Here is a 15484-nt window from a genome sequence, read left to right as displayed (position 1 = left end):
TCCTCTGTGCCAGTCGCTATGCAAGGAACTCGTGCTCGAGGTACATCCTCTAAGAGACAGTTAGCACTAATGATCATCTTAACTATAGTCATGTCTATTATATCAATCTTGTTATGGTCACATCCTGCAAGCACGGTTACGTCTGTCGACATGAATGAGATTACGCAAGAGACGAAGCTGGATTATGAAGTTAAGGTTCTGCCACATCTGCTGCATCCGAGCGGGGGGTGGGTGAAGCCGGAGCAGGGACTTATTTTCGACGCGGTATCAACGGTATTGAAGCTGAAGCTCACGACGGAATTCTCATCCCGGCAGCCGATTACCTGGACGGGAGAGGAGGAGGTTACGCTCTCTCTGGTTGCCCCAGACTTGTGGAAGAAGGACATTCCACTGCGAGCGAAGAAGGCCTTCGAGGTGAAGGAGCAGCAGCAATATGTCATCACTGGAAGCTATGAGATTCAGCTGGCTGAATTGCTGGATGCGATGGAGCAAGTGGAGAATCAGCTGCGAATATCGCCAGCCGAGTATGTGCTTGAGGTGAAGCCGAGAGTAACGGGATTAATGATTCACGGAGAGTATCGCAAGGCGATCGCCGAGATTCCCCCGTTCGTATTCAAGCATCGTAACAATATGTTCACCTTCGAAGGCGAGCAAGCCTTCCAGAGCTCGGATGTCGAGACCACTCAAGAGACGATGGCAAGGCCCATCGAGCTTGCAGGGGTTGAGTTGCCGGTGACCGCATGGAGATATGGTTCGACAGCAGCAGCTCTTCTGCTGCTCATCTATTCGGTTCGCCTCTTAGGGAGAGACCGGCCTGCAACTAGATACTCTTCAACCGAGAGACTGGAACGATTCGAGAGGAAGTACGAGAAGCGTTGGATTCGTGTAGCAGAGCCTGTCCCGCAGCAAGCGACGATTCGGCTGCTCAAGATGGAGGAGCTGCTCAAGCTCGCTGACGAGAGGGATCTTCCTATCCTGATGTACCGAATGGAACACTCCCTTCATTGTTATATCATGGACCATCGCAATACGTATTGGTATAGCTTCGGAGAGGATGATCAGGCACATGGGCACAACGATGATAGGGCTGTTCAATCGCATGTTGTGGCTGCCAGCCATTCTTCGCATTCCTCATAAGGAGAAGCGAGTCCTGTCGCTCTTCCGATATTGCACATGGCTGCTCACATCGGTCTCTTATCTAGTTGGCATGCCTGACTCGCCTCTCGTATTCAAGGGAGCGGTCGTAGTCAGCTTATATGCGGCTGCTAGAATATTAACCGACTTGTATGCGAAGGTGGAGGATGAGCGATTAGTGAAGGGGATGGCTCTGCTCGAGATGGCAGGGTCGGCGGTGCTGCTCGTTCCTACCTTGGGTCTGGACAGCCCCTTCCTATGGTATGCCTTCAACCCTGTGCTAGTGTCAGCGGGCATCGCCTCGTATACCTTCTGCTGGGTGAACTTAACCTTATACATCAGCTCTGCTACGGCTGTTACTTACTTCATGGACAGCACCTATTCACGCTCGCTGCCTCTAATCCTGCAAGAGAATGTTCATCTCTTCACAGTGTTCCTCCTGCTGACGCTAGCAGCCCAGATGACACTTCTGCTGGCTAAGGAGCTGCGCGCACGGACCGCAAGCTTGCTCGAAGCGAAGCTGCAGGCACAGCAGAGTCGAATAGCGGGAGAGATGCATGATCAAGTGGCTCAGCAACTGTTCTCCGTCGTCTACGGCCTGAAGGCCTTGTCTGGTAACTGGTCTAAGCTCCCTCAGGAAGAAGTGGATGAGCAGCTTGGACTCATACGCACTAGTGCGTATGAAGCGTCCCAAGAGCTTCGCAGGGCAATCTACCGCATGAGTGAGGCTGGAGATTCCGAATCGCCGTCATTATATACCGAGCTTCGCCGCTCGCTTGAACGCATGACTAAGCTGTATGGCGTGGAGCTGAGCCTTGATCTGGAGGGAGTGGACAGCCGGTTGTCCGAGCCGCAGAAGCTGACAGCAGGCAGGATCGTGACAGAGGCCGCAGGCAACGCAATCCGTCATGGAAGATGCTCTACCCTTGCCATTATGATGAGGGTAACGGACGAAGGGCTGGAAGCGGTCATTCGGGACAACGGAATTGGCTTCATCGTGGATAGCCAGCGCCGCAAGGGGAAGCAAGGTCTTGGTCTGCGCGGAATGGAGAAGCTCATTAAGGATTGCGGCGGACAGCTCGTCATTCAGAGCCGCTTAAGCGCAGGTACAGAGGTTCGTATTGGACTCCCTATGCAAGAGCCGAAGGAGGCATTAGCGTGAATATAGTAGTAGTGGATGATCACCCCTTGGTACGCAGAGGATTAATCGCTGTATTAGACCAAGAGGAAGATATGCATGTGATAGGAGATGCCCCTAGCTCCAAGGAGGCGTTGCAGCTTCTTCAGAAGCTGTCGCCAGATCTTGTCCTCGTTGACTTGCACCTGGGCAGCGAGAGCGGACTTGACCTGATTAAGCGAGCCAGAGAAGCGGGAGCAGCATGCCGGTTCGCAATATTGACTTCTTCGGGTCAACGTGAGGACTTCCTAAGTGCAGATGCCATTGGTGTGGATGGATACATCCTGAAGGAAGCCCTTCCGGAGGAATTGGTCCTTGCGGTCAAGCGAATCATACAAGGGCGCAAGTATTATGATCCAGGCTTGCTCGAGTACAAGATGAAGAGTGCAGAGTCGGAGCGGCTAAGCGAGCTCACGCCCAAGGAGAGAGAAGTCATTGCCTGCCTCGGCAGCGGCTTCAGCAATCGGGAGATCGCTCAGGAGCTCTATATTACGGAATTCACAGTGAAGAAGCATGTCAGCCAGATTCTGTCCAAGCTCGGATTGTCCGACCGGACGCAGGCAGCCCTGCTCGCACAGGCGAGAGGGCTGACGAAGCTTAAGGTATCTGTATAACTCATAATGAATTAATGAACATAGGGGATTCGCCGCAGGCTGCGGCGAATCCTCTTGCTCGTCTGCGCACGGAATCGTGCATCCGTTAGTGGCGCAAGCATGATAGGAAGCGCCGGAATGAAGGAGGTGACTAGCAGCGCCACCCAGTAATTGAGCCGGCATAGCCAGTGAATAACCGCTGGCGGGAGCACAGGCAGGAACATGCCAATGTGAATGGTGGAATGATATACACCAGATCTCCGGCCCTCCACCGCCATCACTAGCTCCTGCTTCTCCCCCTTCGTCAGCCACAGCTTGTTCTGACTGAAGGTAATCTGCTTGTCCTCACTGGACACCGACACCGCAAGCGGGAAGGCCGTTGCATTATTCAAGGTGGATAAGGGCTTCTCCACCCGTTCACCCATGGGAATGACGCCGGTCGTTCCTACCGAAGGGCCGCTGCTTGCCCTCCCAGCTTCAGGGACGGAATAGTTGATATGGAGCTGTTGGCTGACAGAGAGGGTTACCCCGCCTATAATGACAGCAACCGTCAGCCCGGTCAGTACATAGAGAGCTTGGCCTCCGTCTACGCCGTGCCGTCTGCGCCGCTTCTTCCCGCGAAGCTCCATGACTCCGACGACACCGGCCAGCACGAGTGCCAGGGAAGGCAGCGTCCATGGGCTCTGCTGGAACTGCTCTGCATAGAGCGGCAGATAGCCAAGCTTCGGGATGACAATCGGCTTATCCTGCCAGGTTATCGCACGCGAGACGATCCAGTCCCGCTGAATCGCCCCCGTCTCACCAGCCGACTGGTCGGACAACTCATTGTTGTCTCCCTTCGTCATGTACCCCTTAGCATCATTACCTTCTATAATACGGTGGAAGATCCACCCTCTCGAAGCCAGCTCTCCGCTCTCCGATCGGAAGATGACGATGTCCCCAATCCGCCGCTCCGCTTGCTTGCTTAGCGGCCATACGACGACCATATCTCCTCTCTCCGTCAGGGGATACATGCTATTGGAGCGAATAACCGAGAGCAGCAGCGGCTTCTTCACTACCGCGGAGCCGATGGAAGCCGTTAAGATGACACCCGTGAAGATGAGCAGCAGAATCGTTATCCCTCGGGAGATTGCCTTGCGTATCGACATTATTTTTTTCACCTCTGATACTTAGTGTAATGCAGGAGGAGCGGGTATGCAGTGCACGTCATGCTACCTTCGTCTGGTACTTAAGTCTACTGTTGGTATACTTACGGGCCACGCCGATATGGTGCCTGCGTGATGCACAAGACTACTCCATGGAGGGAAGTGGAGGACGAGGGGGGCAGATATAATAAGAGTATCAAATACGAGATACGAAGGCGGAGGTCATTCACATGAAAAAAAGTCTAATCATTGTTGTCGCACTACTAGCAATCTCTGGCGTTATGGCTGCAATGGCATTCACAAGCGCTACAGTAACGAACTCAGCATCCTTCACGATTAGCAAGACGACTGGCGCATTGCTGGCTATGACTAAGGGCAACCACGCAGCTGCTTACTACGGCGGTCCTCGCGGTGAAGCCGAAGAGCACTTGATCATTGATCTGGCTAAGGGCCGCGACGGTCTGTCCTTCGGTGTACAGAAGAACTCCACTTACCAATGGGACAAGCTGTTCCAAGTAACGAACAACAACGAGAACCCGGTTAAGCTTCAAGTGTACCTAGCTACGAATGCAACACAACAAGGCAAGTTCTCGATCAAGGGCAATGGCGACACGAATTGGGCATGGGTGACTAATGCTCTGGCTGTAGGCGATAACAAAGAGTTCTACCAATCCGGCGTGCTTCAGCCTGGCCAATCCGTATGGCTTGACCTGAAGTATGAAGCTAAGCTGGCTCAGAACAACTGGCAAGGTACAGAGACTCCGAACATTGTCGTTAAGGCTGTATCGGTAGTTGAGTAATAGATGATGAATAGCGAACTCCCGTTATCCTTAGTGGATAGCGGGAGTTTTTTTTTATTAGCCGAATTCATACGGGGTGGATGGTGTTAAGCAGAGTGGTCGATTAATCCGTTAGCCTTAGACGCAGCAGCAGAGCGGGATCGGATGTGGTAGTACGCGTATGAGCCAGCTACGAATAGGTAACCGACGATGAACACGACGATGCCTCCTGTTAGTCCGTCGACCATGAGGGTCGAGTAGAGAGCTCCTGTCAGGTCGATAGCAAGTCCGGCATACGCCCACTCCTTCACCCGAGGGTTAATGCCCGGTATGAGAATGGCAGCAAGTCCAAGCAGCTTCGCCCAGCCTAAGAAGGGGAGCAAGTAATCTGGATAGCCTAAGTGTCGCATCAACTCAAGTGATTGCTCGGAGGATAGAATGTTCGGGATGGAGCCCGCCCCCATTAGGAGGATTAGTCCCCCTGTGCAGATCCAGTAGATAATCGCGTGCTTGCCCATGGTCGTTATTGCCCCTCTCCTATAATAGTTGCCAGCTCTTGCTCGAGCCGGTTCAGTGTCGACTTCGCTCCCTCAATCGCCCCATACTGCTCCGCTGCAATCTTCAGCTCTTCGGCGGACTTGAACACCATAATCATCGTTAGATCCGTCTGTCCGTCGTTATCCGCGAAGGCAACGCTAACCCGGAATTGCTCTTCATCTCCCGGTTCGCCATGAGTGTACTCGATCCGCTCGGGGCGCTCTACCTCTACATATCGAATGACATTGTTATAGTTCGTGCCGTCCGGGCCATGCATCACATAGATCCAAGAGCCGCCCTGCTTCACATCCATGCTCTCCTGCGTAATCGTGAACCCTTCCGGTCCCCACCAGTTGAGCAAATGCTTCGTCTCTGTCCATGCTTGGAAGACCAGCTCTCTTGGAGCGTGGAACCTTCTCTTCACGGTAAGCTCGCGTCCTTGTACCTCGGTCTCAGTATGCTGTAGTTGTGGGCCATGTGCCATCTCATAATTCCTCCTTAAGGTTCTTGTGAAGCCAAGAGCAGCTTCGTAAAATATTAGGGACACTCGCTGACTATGTATGATGTGCTCGCTTGATCTGATATTAATATACCTTATAGAGAATATTCCTGTCAAGGAATATAATAAATAAAGTTTTGCTATGCGTGTGAGATGAGGGACTTAAGAGCGCTTCGCTGTAATATATAAGTTAACGGACGACATAGTTCCAATATGTGGTATTATTTTATGAGTATAATCTAGGCTGTAATATTGGAGGAAAGCAATCATGCGGAAGGAACTATGGTGTGGGATATGATGATTAATCGGACATAATTAAATGCATTTAACTGAAGCAGGATTTTTCCAATTAGCCGTTTACAGACTGATCCGCTAAGGGATTGAGTAGATTATCGTTCATATTCTCTTGTATAGGAGTGAATTGAGTTTGCCAAAAATTATTAATCTTTTTATTGGTTTTATTGTTGGAGTCGTTCTGATGCTTCTACCTCAACCGCATATTTTTATTGTAAGTGAAGTGGTAAATGCATGGAGTGGAGGGGACTTAATAGATGGTCTTATCCATAAAATATTAGGCACAATAGGACTCGTACTTGTATGCCTTTTTGGATTTAGAATTGTGAAATTAGCCATCGAGGATGATAGATTTAAGAATCATTAGTGCTAGTTTGAATTGGGAGGTAAATCAGTGGTTATCTCGGCAGTTGTAAAGGGATAAAGAAGAAAGGATGATTGTATATTTCTACCCGATCGATTTTATTCCGCAAAATGAAAACGCCAAGTTCTATTTTCTTCTTCTCCGTGCTCCTTGTGTCAATTCTAACGGGCGTCTTGTCGAGAACATATTTCACGGAACGAGTCTTCTACCTGTACGAGGATATGTACAAATTCGCCGGCGAGCAGACCCATCTCGTCACCTATCATAGCAGCACGGCCGGTCCCGTCCAAGTACGTACCGACGACGAGCTGCACCGCACTTTGATCATTGGCAGGCAGTCCTATGCGATTGCGGACATAAGCGTCCCTTACTCGACCAAATTCAGCGTGTCCTACCCGAACGGCCATGTCTACAGCGTCGAGGATAATAATGGCATGCTCTTGAGCTACGATGACAAAGGCAATATCGTCATGACTATTCAGACGTACGTCAACGGCGAGCGGATCAAGGAAGAAGGCGAAGAAGACTTTCCACCATCGGCGCTCGTAAGCGCGGCTTACCCCGATTACCATGTCAATCGAGGCATGCCAGGGTTTCTGTTTCTTTCCCTCGGCTTGTTGATCTTCGGTTGGTGCAACTTCCGGTACCAAGCCATCCAGGATTTAATGTTCTGTCTATCTCCGCAGCGGCTCATGTACGAGAACCCCGAGCCGAGCGACTTCTATTATTTCATGAGTAAGGTTGGTGGCATTGTCGTGATGGTCGGTTCCATTTTCATCGCTTTCAAAGCGTATTAGACGCATGAGTTATGGTAAGCTCATTAAGCTAAAGAGCAGTTTTGCATGGGGCTATGCTAGAATTGTTAAGCGGTATTAAAACTTTGATCAATGGAGTCGGTATCATCTATGAAGCAACTTATTAAGCAAACCGTTTATTCAAGCTTCAAAGAGCTTAACATGTTAGAACAGTTAGAAGATGAACTGAAAGCTGAACTTGGTCTGGATTTCTGGGACACCATCGGGATCGGCTTCAATTATTGGCCTGAAGATGACAGTGGCCAATATGAGTGGGAAAGTATGCCGCTAGATATGGTTTTGCTAGGGTCAACGACCATTTCGGAGTGCACCTTTGGCTTTCTTACAGAGTTTAGTACGGTGGATGATCTTTCGAATGCACCAATTATTCAGCATGAAGCGATAGGTCTGGATAAACACTCGACTCTTATTGCGCGTAACTTTATTGATTTTCTTCGATTGCTCATCACCACAAAGAGCGTATTCGGATTAATTTCGGAAGAGGATGCTGAAATAGACGAGGTCCTAGATCCCACACATGAGTTAATTTTCAATCGAATTCAAGAAAAATTTCAAATTCATCCATTTGACAGTGTTAAGGCCTATAAGCAGCAACTTGTGCAAGAACGTGAAAAGAGTGTGGTCGTTCAAACTTTCAATGGTATTGGTGTGAAAAGAATAAAGGATCATAGTAACCAACAAAAGATTGACTTGGATTATACTGAAACTGACGAACGAATTGAAGAACGTTTACTAGCGTTTGTGAAAACGGTTAGTCTTGAGAGTGTTCTTGCCTATATTCGTGATGTTCAGGAAACAAGTTATATCGATGTGCCTTTTCCAGAGAAAGTTACGGCAGCAGTTAAAAGTTTGTTACAACAGCATGGGTTTGTAAATGAATTGCGACGTCTGAATTCCCTGTATTAACGATCTACTAGTTTTACTAAAGGGGAACGTTAGTTCAATTGCGGCATGACGGCAGCCGGAATACGATCGGCTGCCGTTGTCCGTTGAAGTAACGGGCAGCATTCCTATAATGCAGAAATAACAGGTTTGAAAAAGAAAAAGACTCCTTGGTAAGATAGTTTAGGGATCCCGGTAGCTGGCCAGCGAACGGATCCGAAAACAAAACCAAGGAGACTACAACATGAATTCTACCCAAAACGAACGAATAACTCAAATCACATCTACGACTCTCATCGTCGGGGTGGACATTGCAAAGTTCAAGCATGTGGCTCGTGCCCAGGACTTCCGGGGAGTAGAAGTTGGGAAGCCGGTAACCTTTGAGAACACGTTGAATGGGTTTGAGCAGTTCACGCATTGGTTTCGCAAACTCATGGTCCACCAAGGATATAAAGACGTCATCGTCGGCATGGAACCGACAGGCCATTACTGGCTGAATCTCGTTCATCATCTGAAGCAACAGGATATTATGTGTGGTGTGGTAAATCCGCTGCATGTGAAGCGGACGAAAGAGCTCGACGACAATTCACCGACGAAGAATGACGTCAAGGATGCACGCGTCATAGCACAACTGGTCAAAGACGGACGGTACGCCGTACCCAGCTTGCCGCAGGGTGTTTACGCCGAACTGCGAGAGGCTACGAAGATTCGCGACCATCTATCTACTGACCTGCGTGTCGTGCAAGGGCGCATGCATAACTGGCTGGACCGCTACTTTCCCGAGTTCCTGACAGTATTCAAGGATTGGGAATGCAAATCAGCCATACAGCTACTTAAGCTCAAACTTCTGCCGGCAGAGATCGTTCATGTATCCGACGAGTACCTCTTGGAACATATGAGACAGGTAGCGAAGCGTGGAGCCGGATTGAACCGGATTCCGGTTTAAAGAGGCGGCACGCCGCTCTGTAGGGATTGAGCAAGGCAAGGAACTGGCTAAGATGGAACTGCAACTGCTGCTAACGCAGTACGAATTTCTTCAGGAGCAGTTTACGGAGTTGTATGCCAGGATGGATGAACTCTTGGAGCAGATTCCGAGCAGTAAGCAGCTTTTAGCCATGAAAGGAATCGGCCGCGATACTGCTGTTGGATTTCTCGCTGAAATCGGCGACATTCAGCAGTATCGGCATCCCAGACAGATCAGCAAGCTGGCCGGCTTGAACTTACGGGAGAATACCTCCGGCAAGCACAAAGGCCAGACGAAGATTACAAAGCGGGGCAGGAAAGGGCTTCGAGCCTTACTTTTCCGAGTCGTCATACCGCTCGTGGCAAAGAACCCAGCCTTTAAGGCCTTGCATGAATACTACACAACAAGACCCGAAAATCCGCTCAAGAAAATGCAGTCGCTTATTGCGCTATGCAACAAGCTGATTCGGATACTATTTGGAATCCTTAAGAAAGGCCACGCATTCTGCGAGGACAAGATGCTGGCTGATATCCCTCGGTTTGCAAGTGAACCGGTTGCCGCTTAAGTAACAGTTACTAAACAGCTGAAACCATGACAACAACAGCACGGATGAGTCAGAACGGCGTTAACATACGGACGTAGATCCTGGCGGGCAGCATAATCTGACCTCCACCTCATGGACAGGTTGAATGAAGGAATGTGGGAGCGAAGACTCTTTGAGACATGGGAGGGTCCACCACCATGAGACCTTGTGGAGATCCAAAAGTGCGACTATATCTTTCCTGAGTAACCACTTTTTAAAACAGGTGGTCTAAGGAGAGGTTATTTTGCGCTTTCCCCGCCCCCAAGAATTTCTTCACCTTGATAACCGTTCCAACCCGTCATGGTCATTGCTTTCTTAAAAATGCCGGATTCATGAGTATAAGCGAGCAATTCGGAGAAAAACGTTTGCTCATAGAGGGAGTTATGTTTAATGATAAAATAGTTGATAAAATACATGTGGGCGTGATTTGTGTGGATATTTTGAGATACGGGGCTATAACACCAGGTAAGAGTATAGGTCCCTTCGAGATTGGATGTAATCGTGAAGCTCTTATATCTCTTTTAGGGAAGAACTACGAAGTTGAGACAAGAGCTAACTTCATTGTAATAAAAACAGAGACCTATTGGTTTTGGATTGATGACACTGATTCAGTATCTCAAATACGCATATTCAACGGATTTTTTGGGAAATTTGGTGGAAAAATTGGCATTGGCAATACTTTGAAGGATGTTGTAAATAATTTTGGTAAGTGTTCTTATGAAAAATATACCTATTTCATCTCAGCCATTCCCGGAATCTGTTTCGAATTAAAAGACGTAGAGGATTATGATGATGAATGGGACGAAATGAGCGCCCCAATCGAGTCAATTTACGTATTTGCTATTTCTTAATTAACTAAAAAAATAAAAACACATCTCGTTAAGCTAACGGGAGACGATAGCTGAAACAATACAACACGGCAGCCGCCCAAAACGTCGGCTGCCGTTGTTTATTGAAGTAAAGGGCAGGATAACTTAATCGTTACTCGAATATTTTCTGGAATGGATAATTTTATAAACTTTGTGAAAATGACGTTCATCTGAAAGATGCGCAATTATTATATGTGAGGGTGATTCGTTTGGAGAAAGGAATCGTTGTGTTGTTGAACGGAACTTCAAGTGCAGGAAAGACTAGTATTTCTTATGAACTGATAAATCAGAAAGAGATTCTTTTTCATCATTTATCAATAGATGATTTTTTTAATAATTTCAATGAATTTATTGAAAAAAAATTTCCGAATTTTAAACCTACAAGAGAAGTAGATGATCAAGTTATCGCGCAAATCATTTTTGATCCCATAGGCTCATATTACTATTCGACAATTAAATTGATCTCAGAAATGGGTTTGAATGTAATCGCAGATACTGTAATCGACAATGACAAGAGGTTTAATGAGTGTCTTGATGTATTTTTTGATCAGCCTACATTGTTTATAGGTGTAATATGCTCGAAAGTAGAACTCATAAGAAGAGAGCAAATAAGAGGAGATCGACAGATTGGACTAGCAAGTTCCCAATTTGACAAAGTATATTGCTTTGATGAATATGACCTTGAGGTAAATACTGAAGAATTGAATCCAGTAGAATGTGCTGAAAAGATATTGGGTTTTATTAAGTCCAATAAGGAATATTCGGTATTTAAGAAATTAAGTAAAAGAAATGTTAGTGTTTCTTAGAAGGCGTATCCATCAGATAGCACCATATACACGCAACGGAGAAATCGCCCCTTGGGCTGCCCGAGGGATTTCGGAATGCTAACGGGACACGATAGCTGAAACAAAACAACACGGCAGCCGTTGTTTATTAAAGAAAGGGAGTTTAAAGCAATAGTCAACTTTCACTACGTCTAGCTTAGAAGGAGGGAATCGGGGTATGAATAAAACGTTATTAATCTTCATTTTTATGGTTATTTTTTTATGTGCTTGTGGTAATAACGCAGAAATATTTCAGAAACAGACGGAAAAAGAAACACGAGTATTGGTATTAAACGACGTGTTGACTGCCCTTAATGATGCAGCTATTCAATATTTAAAAAGAGCGGAATCCAATAGCGCATATGATTTAGAGAGAGAAGGCGCTGAACGCCACCTATTTCAACTTGAATCAGGAAACTTGACAATATACATCTTCTCAAACGTTGCAATGAGGAGAGAAGTACAACGCGACCCATTTCCAACCGCTGGTGCTGTTCCACCTAACGGATCATATGGCATGGACAAAGTTCTCGTCTTTTATTTCGATGGGGATACCACAATAGCGCAGAAACTTAAAGAAGCTTTTGAACCGCTAGGTGTTGAGGAGCAAAGTCAATTGGAGATGTTAGCTCATAAGACGGATCATTGATGTATCAATAAAGGACTTGTTGTCTGTGGAGGTCAAACATCAAGCTTCTGGCATACTTTACCCGCGTGATATTAGAGCTACTACATCCTGATATTTTGAATGAGATTAATTTGCCCGTTCCGAATAATTACTATAATGAATTTACTTTATTCATATTAAGGATGTGTGCTGGATTGATCAACATATTAATTAACACTGCAAGGTTACTGCTAATAGTAACTCTTTTATTTATTGGTCCTGGAATTGTCCCAGTAAAAGCTTCAAATAGTTCGGATAACAATATTCGCGTTATCTTAGACGCAAATTTGATTTCATTTAGTAAGCCGCCATATATTGAAAACTCCACAACACTTGTACAATTCAGACCTATTTTTGAAAGTTTGGGTCTTGAAGTTTCATGGGATAAGTTCACTCGCACTGTCAAAGGAAGTAAGCAAGGCGTACTGATCGAATTACAGATTGATAATCCAGTAGCCAAAGTAAATGGTAAACCTATAACATTATCTGTGGCCCCTAAATTAAAAGATGGTCATACATTTGTTCCACTGCGCTTCATATCGGAGTCTGTTGATTCAAAGGTTGAATGGGATGATTCAAGTCGAACAGTGGTGATCTACAGCAAGAATAATTATGCAAGTGCCGACGGTAAATTTCATTTTACCGCTTATGGTCTTTGGAGAAATATGGCGGGGCTAGATAAAATTAAATCTGAGGACGATGAAAGAGTTCAGGATTTCGTTAGCGTTGAAGATGTTGAGAATATACAATTAGCACTACGTTACTTTAACTATACCATGTTATTTATTTCAGCTGAACCGTAGATAGATGAGACTAAAGGTATGAATCTGATTCAATATCTGGAACGTGCCAAGAAAAAAGCTGCTATATCTAACGTTGATATTCTCGAAGAAAAACAAATGAAGCTATTTGGATTTGACGCTCAACAGTTGACATACGTGAATCACAAAGATTGGGACAAGCGTGTCGATACCCTCATCGTATTCAAGTCTGACTCCCAGTTTTATAGTATTAGGAACTCATCCTATGAAGTTACTTATAAGAGTTCAATTCTAGATTTTCAAGAAATTTTAGAAAGTATGGAATTTCACGAAAGTAGTTCATAGTTTACCAATGAAAATGATTTTAGAACAAAGTGTCGATTGGATCCAACTGCCCGTCTAAGGGAGCAGGAAGACGACACGCGGCTGAATGAAAAGATGGTGTGCGACGGATGGACGGACAAGCTCTCTTGGTCGATCGGAGGGGTGGTGGAGGAACAGTCCTTAATCATTGGAGAGGGTCCTTCGAGCCTTCTAAAAATAATAGATCGGATTCGGAGGATAGCGAAAAACGAAGAGCAGAAGTGTTCACTTCCTCAATATTCAGTATAAAGTGAGTAATCCATCAGTAAACGAAGGATGTACGCTAACGATGAACGTTAATTCAATGAAAACAGCGACAGTTAGGACTATATTTTCTAGTCCATGACTGTCGCTGTTTCATTTATACAAGAGAGTCAGTCTAGCTGACAGCTCATCCGATATTATGGAAAGATGTGTGTAAACTAATCTAGAATCAGCCAAACGCAGCTTCAGCGAGCAGCTCGTACGAGCGAAGCCGTGCTTGGTGGTCGAAGATCTGGGAGGTGACAATTAACTCGTCAGCACCCGTCTCCTCTAATATTACGGGCAGCCGCTCGCGGATCGTCTCCACCGTGCCAACGATGGCGAAGCCGAGTTGCTTGCGTACGATGGCCTTCTCCGCCGCATTCCACAACTCATCCATATCGCTCACTGGAGGATTAAGCTGACCGGTACGGCCGCGTATCAAGTTCAGGAAGGCTTGCTCTTGAGAGGTGGCCAGCCTGCGTGCTTCCTCTTCCGTGTCGGCCGCAATGATATTAAGCCCCGCCATGACATAAGGTGCAGCAAGGTCAGCGGATGGACGGAATGAGCTGCGATAGAGGTTAATGGCAGGCATCAGATAGTCGGGTGCAAAATGGCTCGCAAACGCAAACGGCAGTCCGCGCTGACCAGCCAGCTGCGCACTGAAGCCGCTGGAGCCAAGCAGCCAGATCGGAAGGTTCAATCCTTCGCCTGGTATGGCGCGGACCGCGCGAGGGGCGTCCCCCTCGGCAGGTGCCTTGAAGTAGTCTTGCAGCTCGCTAAGCCGCAGCTGGAAGTCCTGACCATCACTGGCTCCGTCACGCCGCAGTGCTCTGGACGTTGCTCCGTCTGAACCCGGAGCCCGCCCTAGGCCAAGATCAATCCTTCCCGGGTACAAGGATTCCAATGTGCCGAATTGCTCGGCAATGACGAGTGGAGAGTGATTCGGAAGCATGATGCCGCCCGATCCGACTCGAATGGTGCTCGTTCCTCCGGCAATATGGCTAATGACGACAGAGGTTGCCGAGCTTGCAATACCCGGCATATTATGATGCTCAGCGAGCCAGTAGCGGTGATAGCCAAGCTTCTCGGCATGCTGCGCAAGGGATAGTGAATTCGCTAAGGATTGAGCAGCTGTGCCGCCCCGGACGATGGGAGCAAGGTCCAGCACGGAGAGTATAGGTGACTTGTATGACATAGAAGAACCATCTCCTTAAGATGTATGATAAAAATAAAGTTAATATAGTAATTATAGACACAGAACATCACTCAGATGCAAATCTGGTGGAGTTGACCGCTTGACAACTATCTCTAAATAAAGTATCTTTAAATTAAGATAAGTTGCTGAGCAAGTTGTTCATTACAAGTTGCTAACTGATTGAAGGAGGTGTGCAGCCATGAAGTCACAGCCGTCTGAGGAGTCACAGCAAGCCAAGCAATCACAGCAGAACGAAGTGCTCGACCTCTATATTGCCCTCAATCGTGCAAGCCAGTGGGTGAATGCCCATGCGGACCGAGATATCAAGCGTTATGGATTGAACCGCACCGAATTCGGCGTGCTGGAGCTGTTGTACCACAAGGGCGCGCAGCCTCTGCAGCAGATCGGCGGCAAGGTCCTCATGAGCAGCGGGAATATCACCTACGTCATCGACAAGCTGGTACAGAAGGGCTACGTGAAGCGTAATGCCTCGACTGAAGATCGCCGGCTCACGTATGCCGAGATTACGGAGCAAGGAGAGCAGTTCATAAGCGAAGTGTTCCCTAAGCATACAGCAATTATCACAGCTGCTGAAGCTGGACTGACCTCGGAAGAGATGCAGCAAGCAAGCGCACTGCTTAAGAAGCTGGGCAAGCATGCACAGGAGCACTATAAGTAGCAAGGGAGCGAATGGGTTAACCTATAAGACACTGCTCGAATAGGTTGCTGAGGCTTGGGACTCTTTTCACCCCATATATCTTAAATTAAAGATAGCTCAACAAAAATAAATCAA

17 protein-coding genes and 1 pseudogene are annotated in these 15484 nt (G+C 47.2%); 14 read left to right on the top strand and 4 right to left on the bottom strand.

Features of this window, described 5'->3' with window-relative positions; genetic code table 11:
- Nucleotides 1-69 precede the first annotated feature (69 nt).
- The 3 genes from ACFO9Q_RS20390 to ACFO9Q_RS20380 are packed head-to-tail and all read left to right on the top strand — an operon-like array spanning nucleotide 70 to nucleotide 2925.
- A complete protein-coding gene (locus tag ACFO9Q_RS20390; protein ID WP_379185413.1) occupies nucleotides 70-1137 on the top strand; it encodes a DUF5305 family protein in 1068 nt (355 codons plus the stop codon).
- Nucleotides 1067-2296 (top strand): sensor histidine kinase, encoded by a 1230-nt coding sequence (locus tag ACFO9Q_RS20385; RefSeq protein ID WP_379185412.1) that lies wholly within the window; start codon nucleotides 1067-1069, stop codon nucleotides 2294-2296. Before ACFO9Q_RS20390 ends, ACFO9Q_RS20385 begins: the two co-directional genes overlap by 71 nt.
- A complete protein-coding gene (locus ACFO9Q_RS20380) occupies nucleotides 2293-2925 on the top strand; it encodes a response regulator (protein ID WP_379185411.1) in 633 nt (210 codons plus the stop codon). The genes ACFO9Q_RS20385 and ACFO9Q_RS20380 overlap by 4 nt, the downstream gene beginning before the upstream one ends.
- Before the next feature lie 11 nt (nucleotides 2926-2936).
- On the opposite strand, the gene ACFO9Q_RS20375 is transcribed toward ACFO9Q_RS20380, so the two are convergent.
- Nucleotides 2937-4052 carry a signal peptidase I gene (locus ACFO9Q_RS20375; protein WP_379185410.1) on the bottom strand — a complete coding sequence of 372 codons (1116 nt, stop codon included), beginning with the start codon at nucleotides 4050-4052 and terminating at the stop codon, nucleotides 2937-2939.
- 227 nt (nucleotides 4053-4279) lie between these two features.
- Between ACFO9Q_RS20375 and ACFO9Q_RS20370 the strand changes: the two genes are divergently transcribed.
- The gene (locus ACFO9Q_RS20370) at nucleotides 4280-4849 is read left to right on the top strand and encodes a hypothetical protein (protein WP_379185409.1); all 570 of its coding nucleotides are present in this window, start codon (nucleotides 4280-4282) and stop codon (nucleotides 4847-4849) included.
- 86 nt (nucleotides 4850-4935) lie between these two features.
- Here the strand turns inward: ACFO9Q_RS20370 and ACFO9Q_RS20365 are convergent, their stop codons facing one another.
- Together ACFO9Q_RS20365 and ACFO9Q_RS20360 are read right to left on the bottom strand one after the other, a co-directional pair.
- Complete coding sequence (locus ACFO9Q_RS20365) at nucleotides 4936-5346, bottom strand: DoxX family protein (RefSeq protein ID WP_379185408.1); 411 nt, start codon at nucleotides 5344-5346, stop codon at nucleotides 4936-4938.
- A 5-nt stretch (nucleotides 5347-5351) separates the two neighbouring features.
- Nucleotides 5352-5849 (bottom strand): SRPBCC family protein, encoded by a 498-nt coding sequence (locus ACFO9Q_RS20360; RefSeq protein WP_379185407.1) that lies wholly within the window; start codon nucleotides 5847-5849, stop codon nucleotides 5352-5354.
- A gap of 442 nt (nucleotides 5850-6291) precedes the next feature.
- On the opposite strand from ACFO9Q_RS20360, the gene ACFO9Q_RS20355 reads away from it, so the two are divergent.
- The 9 genes and pseudogenes from ACFO9Q_RS20355 to ACFO9Q_RS20315 all read left to right on the top strand — a co-directional run bounded on the left by ACFO9Q_RS20355 (nucleotide 6292) and on the right by ACFO9Q_RS20315 (nucleotide 13232).
- Nucleotides 6292-6525, top strand: coding sequence for a hypothetical protein (locus ACFO9Q_RS20355; protein WP_379185406.1), 234 nt, complete (start codon nucleotides 6292-6294; stop codon nucleotides 6523-6525).
- A gap of 170 nt (nucleotides 6526-6695) precedes the next feature.
- On the top strand, nucleotides 6696-7319 hold the full coding sequence (locus ACFO9Q_RS20350; RefSeq protein ID WP_379185405.1) for a hypothetical protein: 624 nt from the start codon (nucleotides 6696-6698) through the stop codon (nucleotides 7317-7319).
- Nucleotides 7320-7427: 108 nt separating this feature from the next.
- Nucleotides 7428-8243 (top strand): hypothetical protein, encoded by an 816-nt coding sequence (locus ACFO9Q_RS20345; RefSeq protein WP_379185404.1) that lies wholly within the window; start codon nucleotides 7428-7430, stop codon nucleotides 8241-8243.
- 220 nt (nucleotides 8244-8463) lie between these two features.
- Nucleotides 8464-9748 (top strand): annotated as a pseudogene (locus tag ACFO9Q_RS20340) (IS110 family transposase).
- A 350-nt stretch (nucleotides 9749-10098) separates the two neighbouring features.
- Nucleotides 10099-10617 carry a hypothetical protein gene (locus ACFO9Q_RS20335; RefSeq protein ID WP_379185403.1) on the top strand — a complete coding sequence of 173 codons (519 nt, stop codon included), beginning with the start codon at nucleotides 10099-10101 and terminating at the stop codon, nucleotides 10615-10617.
- A gap of 227 nt (nucleotides 10618-10844) precedes the next feature.
- Entirely contained in the window at nucleotides 10845-11441 is a 597-nt protein-coding gene (locus ACFO9Q_RS20330; RefSeq protein WP_379185402.1) for a chloramphenicol phosphotransferase CPT family protein, read from the top strand.
- Nucleotides 11442-11637: 196 nt separating this feature from the next.
- Nucleotides 11638-12108, top strand: a complete 471-nt coding sequence (locus ACFO9Q_RS20325; protein ID WP_379185401.1) for a hypothetical protein — start codon at nucleotides 11638-11640, stop codon at nucleotides 12106-12108.
- Nucleotides 12109-12281: 173 nt separating this feature from the next.
- Nucleotides 12282-12929 carry a copper amine oxidase N-terminal domain-containing protein gene (locus ACFO9Q_RS20320; RefSeq protein WP_379185400.1) on the top strand — a complete coding sequence of 216 codons (648 nt, stop codon included), beginning with the start codon at nucleotides 12282-12284 and terminating at the stop codon, nucleotides 12927-12929.
- An 18-nt stretch (nucleotides 12930-12947) separates the two neighbouring features.
- Entirely contained in the window at nucleotides 12948-13232 is a 285-nt protein-coding gene (locus tag ACFO9Q_RS20315) for a hypothetical protein (RefSeq protein WP_379185399.1), read from the top strand.
- Between the two features lie 451 nt (nucleotides 13233-13683).
- On the opposite strand, the gene ACFO9Q_RS20310 is transcribed toward ACFO9Q_RS20315, so the two are convergent.
- A complete protein-coding gene (locus ACFO9Q_RS20310; protein WP_379185398.1) occupies nucleotides 13684-14691 on the bottom strand; it encodes an LLM class flavin-dependent oxidoreductase in 1008 nt (335 codons plus the stop codon).
- 199 nt (nucleotides 14692-14890) lie between these two features.
- Between ACFO9Q_RS20310 and ACFO9Q_RS20305 the strand changes: the two genes are divergently transcribed.
- On the top strand, nucleotides 14891-15370 hold the full coding sequence (locus tag ACFO9Q_RS20305) for a MarR family winged helix-turn-helix transcriptional regulator (protein ID WP_379185397.1): 480 nt from the start codon (nucleotides 14891-14893) through the stop codon (nucleotides 15368-15370).
- The last annotated feature ends 114 nt before the right edge of the window (nucleotides 15371-15484 follow it).

The sequence above is a fragment of the Paenibacillus sp. GCM10023252 genome (assembly GCF_042653305.1).
Taxonomy (GTDB): domain Bacteria; phylum Bacillota; class Bacilli; order Paenibacillales; family Paenibacillaceae; genus Pristimantibacillus.
This window is presented reverse-complemented; position numbering and strand designations above follow the sequence as displayed.

Bases quoted from the DNA above. Each gene is read 5' to 3' on its own strand.
- ACFO9Q_RS20390 (WP_379185413.1), top strand. From the start codon at position 70: ATGATCATCTTAACTATAGTCATGTCTATTATATCAATCTTGTTATGG.
- ACFO9Q_RS20385 (WP_379185412.1), top strand. From the start codon at position 1,067: ATGGGCACAACGATGATAGGGCTGTTCAATCGCATGTTGTGGCTGCCA.
- ACFO9Q_RS20375 (WP_379185410.1), bottom strand. From the start codon at position 4,052: ATGTCGATACGCAAGGCAATCTCCCGAGGGATAACGATTCTGCTGCTC.
- ACFO9Q_RS20370 (WP_379185409.1), top strand. From the start codon at position 4,280: ATGAAAAAAAGTCTAATCATTGTTGTCGCACTACTAGCAATCTCTGGC.
- ACFO9Q_RS20365 (WP_379185408.1), bottom strand. From the start codon at position 5,346: ATGGGCAAGCACGCGATTATCTACTGGATCTGCACAGGGGGACTAATC.
- ACFO9Q_RS20360 (WP_379185407.1), bottom strand. From the start codon at position 5,849: ATGGCACATGGCCCACAACTACAGCATACTGAGACCGAGGTACAAGGA.
- ACFO9Q_RS20345 (WP_379185404.1), top strand. From the start codon at position 7,428: ATGAAGCAACTTATTAAGCAAACCGTTTATTCAAGCTTCAAAGAGCTT.
- ACFO9Q_RS20335 (WP_379185403.1), top strand. From the start codon at position 10,099: ATGAGTATAAGCGAGCAATTCGGAGAAAAACGTTTGCTCATAGAGGGA.
- ACFO9Q_RS20325 (WP_379185401.1), top strand. From the start codon at position 11,638: ATGAATAAAACGTTATTAATCTTCATTTTTATGGTTATTTTTTTATGT.
- ACFO9Q_RS20315 (WP_379185399.1), top strand. From the start codon at position 12,948: ATGAATCTGATTCAATATCTGGAACGTGCCAAGAAAAAAGCTGCTATA.
- ACFO9Q_RS20310 (WP_379185398.1), bottom strand. From the start codon at position 14,691: ATGTCATACAAGTCACCTATACTCTCCGTGCTGGACCTTGCTCCCATC.
- ACFO9Q_RS20305 (WP_379185397.1), top strand. From the start codon at position 14,891: ATGAAGTCACAGCCGTCTGAGGAGTCACAGCAAGCCAAGCAATCACAG.